Annotated in this window: 3 protein-coding genes and 1 pseudogene; all 4 read right to left on the bottom strand. The window is 28.3% G+C overall.

From position 1 onward, the window contains the following. Positions 1 to 156 precede the first annotated feature (156 nt). Positions 157 to 1,053, bottom strand: coding sequence for an ROK family protein (locus Q0F58_RS17735; protein WP_294379186.1), 897 nt, complete (start codon positions 1,051 to 1,053; stop codon positions 157 to 159). A gap of 149 nt (positions 1,054 to 1,202) precedes the next feature. Beyond that, on the bottom strand, positions 1,203 to 2,585 hold the full coding sequence (locus tag Q0F58_RS17730; protein WP_294379185.1) for a type II secretion system F family protein: 1,383 nt from the start codon (positions 2,583 to 2,585) through the stop codon (positions 1,203 to 1,205). A gap of 19 nt (positions 2,586 to 2,604) precedes the next feature. Continuing rightward, positions 2,605 to 3,735 carry a type IV pilus twitching motility protein PilT gene (locus Q0F58_RS17725; protein WP_294379184.1) on the bottom strand — a complete coding sequence of 377 codons (1,131 nt, stop codon included), beginning with the start codon at positions 3,733 to 3,735 and terminating at the stop codon, positions 2,605 to 2,607. Positions 3,736 to 3,747: 12 nt separating this feature from the next. Next, positions 3,748 to 3,987: pseudogene (locus Q0F58_RS17720) on the bottom strand (type II secretion system protein GspE); the annotation flags it as partial.

The following is a 3,987-nucleotide window of genomic DNA, read 5'->3' as shown; positions in this document are numbered from 1 at the left end:
TTTAGCATTAAATTTTTGCTTATAAATAGCATTTACTCGGTAACTAGAATTTACTTTTTCCAAATAGAATTTACTTTCTCAATTGACCATTTTTTGAATCAAATTATTTTTTTATGCTGATTCTTATAAAACAAAAAGTCCTCTCAAATCAAAAAGTTACAGCTGACTTGCACCAATAATACCAGCATCATTACCAAACTTTGCAACTTTAAGTACGATATCGCTTCTTTTATTAAATAACAAATTAGAATTAATAAGCCTATCTTTTAATCTATCCAAAAGCATATAATCATATCTTGCAAAGCCACCACCTATAATGATACAATCTGGTTCAAAAATATTTATTAAGTTAGATACACCTATAGATAAATCGTCAATATACTCTTCAATAATATCTGATATTTTATCCATTGAACTATCCATTATTTTTCTAAGCTCAGGACCATGTATATCATGTGATAACTTTAATCTGTCAATCACTTTACTTTTAAAGGCTAAAATTCCTCCATAAGTTTCAAAGCACCCTCTTTTACCACATTTACATGGTAACCCATCTGATTTTATTATCATATGACCCAATTCATATCCTTCGGCACAGTCACTTTGCATTATAGTTCCGTGATAAATGAAAGCACCTCCAATTCCTGTTCCCAGTGCTAAAAATATAATATTATTATATTGCTTTATTTCTCCATATTTATACTCTGCAAGTGCCGCACATTTTGCATCATTTTTTATATGTACAGATAACCCTGTCTTTGCTTCTAGTTCTGTCCTTAAATCATAATTTTCAACGCCTAAATTAACAGACCTTAAAATAACTCCGTTAGAAATAGCTCCAGCCATACCTAGTCCAAATTCTAATAAATCATATTTTTGTTTTAATTCTCTTAATGTGTCTACCATATATCTAATGGCAACAGGTAACACATTCTCTTTTTCCTTAACAGTAAAATCTTTTTCAAATTGTTCTAAAATTTTTCCCTCATTATTTACTACACCAATTGCTACATGACTTCCTCCTAAATCTATTCCTACATTAATATCATTCATAAAAATAATTCCTTTCTAAAACAAATTTTAACCAGTAGAGTAAGGTCAATTATTATAATAGCTCTATTTTAATTAAAATGAACCATTAATTAAAATAGAGCATTATCATTATATTGAGATAATAAGCTTGCTTAAACTCAACCTATTAACTATTTCAAATAAGCATCGAACAAGAAATTTCCCATATAAACTTCGATCATTGGTACTACAACTACAACTACGAAGAAGATTAAAACTATACCAACAATTGCGTACAAAACTTGAGGAAGAGTCTTCGTAATTGCTTGCATTGTGTTGTCTATATCTATATCCATATACTCAACCAATTTTTCCATCATTTCTGAAAGGTCTGTTTGCATACCTATTTTAAGCATTTCTGTAATCATTGATGATGCTAAGCCTGATCTTTCAAATGGTTCAATCCAAGATTGTCCAATTAAAATATTTTTTAAAGAATTTTCTATTATAGATAGCATAACATAGTTACTCACAACATTTTTACTAACCTCTAATGCCTCTTGAATTCTCATTCCATTATTTAGGTTCAATAACATTGCTTTAATTAGTCTTGAAAAATCAAGCGAAAATATCAATTTTCCAAATATAGGCATTGTATATTTAAAATAATGATATTTGTATTTTCCTTTTGGGGTTCGTACATAAATAACTATTCCTACTATTATTCCAACTATTATCAATGTTGGTATCTGCCAATATTGCAACATTGCATTTACAACACCCTGAAACCATACAGTAATTCCAGGTAGTGTAGATGTAGTTCCAACTTGTTCAAATACTTTTTCAATTTGTGGTAGTGCAAATAATGTTCCTACAAATAACATTACTACTAATAACACAAATTGTATAATATTTGGTATAAGTATATCTCTTAATTTTTTTGTTATACTACTTGAACTATCTAAGTATTCTACTGCTTGCAACAATGCATTTTCTAGTGAACCTGATAATTCGCCAACTCTTATCATATTTATATATATATATGGAAATATATTTGAATAGTATTCCATTGTTTTATACATATAATCTCCGGCTTCAACACCTGCTAAAATATCTTCCAGTATTTCTACAAGAGTCATATTTTCTGTACTATCAATTATTGTAGTTAATGCATGCACATTGTTAAAGTTTGCTTTTTTCAATAAATAAAAGTTTTGTGTAAATATTGATATATCCCTATCAGTTACTTTGTCTTCTGTTCCTAAATATTTATTAATTTTGTCTTTAACTGAAAGCTTTCTTCTGTTATCATTTAAAATAGCAGTAGTATTAACATCTTCTAATACATCTTGTATATCAGAAATGTTTCTTTTTTTTCTTTTTAAAACTTTTGTTCTTTTTGTACTTCTTTGTGCTATAGAAATTGGATGTAATCCATTTTCTTTTAATTTATTTACTAGTATTAATCTATTACCTTCTTCAACCTTATTTGAAACAATTCTTCCATCATCAGTTAAAGCTCTATAGTAAAAAGTTGCCATTAATTCGTTTATGTTAGTAAAAATAACTAACATATCCTCCTTTCTCGGTATTTTAGTATCTCATACTACCCATTTGATTAGATCCGCTGTCTTTTTTTATTTTTAGTTGCATTATTGTTCTATTTAATATTTCAATATTTTTCTCTTCAATTTGTGATTTAGCTTGCTCTAAAGTTATTTTTCCATCTACAAAACATTGTGCTAATGAATTTATTAGACCTATACTTCCCTTTTCTGATGCACTTTGTATTGCATCCTCTATTTCAGATACACTTATTTTATCTTTTCTGATTATACCTGAAACTATATTATCTACAACCATTACTTCTGGAATTAATACTAGTTTTCCATCGGTTCCAGGTAATAATCTTTGAGATACAACTAATTTTAGAATCGATGATAACATGTATTTTATTTGTGCTTGATCTCTAACCTCATAGAAGTTTATCATTCTATCTATCGTTTCTGCACATGATTTTGTATGTAGAGTACCTATAACCAAGTGTCCTGATTCAGCCATTTCTATTCCTGCTTCCATTGTTACCTTGTCTCTAATTTCTCCTATTACAAGAATGTCGCAGTCTTCTCTTAAAGAGTTTTTAACTCCTTCATGGAAGCTTAATGTATCTCTTCCAAGTCCAACTTCTTTTTGAACTATTAATGATTTTTTTGAATGATGTTTATATTCTACTGGGTTTTCTAGTGTTAATATTTTTCTATTTTGGTTTTCATTTATATCATTTATCAATGCGTTTAATGTTGTTGTTTTACCAGAATTTGTTTTACCAGTAACTAATATCAATCCCTGTGGTTGATATGTCATTCTTCTTACAATATCAGGAACACCAAGTGATTCATATGTTGGAAGTGTATTTTTTATAATTCTAAGTGTGGCAATTGGTATACCATCTGTTGAAGAAATATTTACCCTGAAACGAAGACCTGCATATACCAAAATTGTATCTAATTTTCTTGATTCTTGAAATACCTTATCTGCTTCTATATTTCCCTTTACCAAAAAGTCATATATTTCATTCATATCTTCTTCTTTTAAAACATTTGCACTTTCAACTGGAACTAAGTCTCTTGCAATTCTAAGCATTGGCTTATTTTCAACTATAAAATGTATATCTGACGCATCTTTTTTTATTGCCTCATCTAAAACTTTGCTAACATTAATCATTTGTTAACCCTCCTATAAACTATTAAATATTATTAATTTTTTGTTTAGTTCTCCAAGGTTTGTTTCTCCTTTTAAAACTTTATTTATACCATCAACTATTAATGGTCTATAGCTTTTTTCCATAGCTTTTTTTCTTATTTCGATGCTTGATTTTCCTTCCATTATTAATTGTCTTATTTCATCATCTATATTTAATACTTCAAATATACCTATTCTGTCATAATATCCTGAGTTGTTACATTTATCACATCC

Source organism: uncultured Clostridium sp. (genome assembly GCF_934754915.1).
Classification (GTDB): domain Bacteria; phylum Bacillota; class Clostridia; order Clostridiales; family Clostridiaceae; genus Clostridium.
Note: the sequence above shows the minus strand (reverse complement) of the source record. Positions and strands in the feature narration are given on the sequence as shown.

Coding starts and splice junctions, on each gene's coding strand:
- Q0F58_RS17730 (WP_294379185.1), bottom strand. CDS start 2,585: ATGTTAGTTATTTTTACTAACATAAACGAATTAATGGCAACTTTTTAC.
- Q0F58_RS17725 (WP_294379184.1), bottom strand. CDS start 3,735: ATGATTAATGTTAGCAAAGTTTTAGATGAGGCAATAAAAAAAGATGCG.
- Q0F58_RS17735 (WP_294379186.1), bottom strand. CDS start 1,053: ATGAATGATATTAATGTAGGAATAGATTTAGGAGGAAGTCATGTAGCA.